Consider the following 552-nt stretch of genomic DNA (forward strand, 5'->3'; position numbering starts at 1 on the left):
GGCCACGGCGGAGCCGGCGATGTCGGTACGGACGCCGCTCCCGGCACGAACGTGGGGGGCACGGGTCACACCGGCGGCGCCGGTGGCACCGGTGGCACCGGCGGCAGCGCGTTCGCCGGTGGAACCAACGGCGCGGGCGGCACCGGCGGAATTGGTGGCGCGGGCGGCACCGGCGGGGCCGGCGGTTCGGGTGTGGGCCTGGGCGTGGATGGAGGCGCGGGCGGCACCGGCGGTGACGGCGGTAGCGCGGGCAACGGAGGGGCGCCCGGCACCGGAAACGGAGCCGTCGGCAGCGCGGGCAGCGCCGGCACCGGCGGCACCGGGGGGACTGGGGGCACCGGCGGCAACGCCACCATCAGTGGTCAAACCGGCGGGACCGGTGGTTTCGGCGGGGACGGGGGCGACGGCGGCGACTACGGCGTTGCCGCCGGGGATGGCGGCACCGGCGGCACCGGCGGCGACGGCGGCAACGCCGTCGCCGGCGCAACGAATGGCAGCGGCGGTCGAGGCGGCTTCGGCGGCAACGGGGGCTACGGCGTCGGCGGCCATGCC

1 protein-coding gene is annotated in these 552 nt (G+C 79.3%); it reads left to right on the forward strand.

From position 1 onward, the window contains the following. Positions 1-552, forward strand: a 552-nt coding sequence (locus N415_RS32090) for a hypothetical protein (RefSeq protein ID WP_193376532.1), incomplete at both ends; no start/stop codon positions are given.

It is taken from the genome of Mycobacterium sp. UM_CSW (assembly GCF_000455205.1).
In the GTDB taxonomy this organism is placed as follows: Bacteria; Actinomycetota; Actinomycetes; order Mycobacteriales; family Mycobacteriaceae; genus Mycobacterium.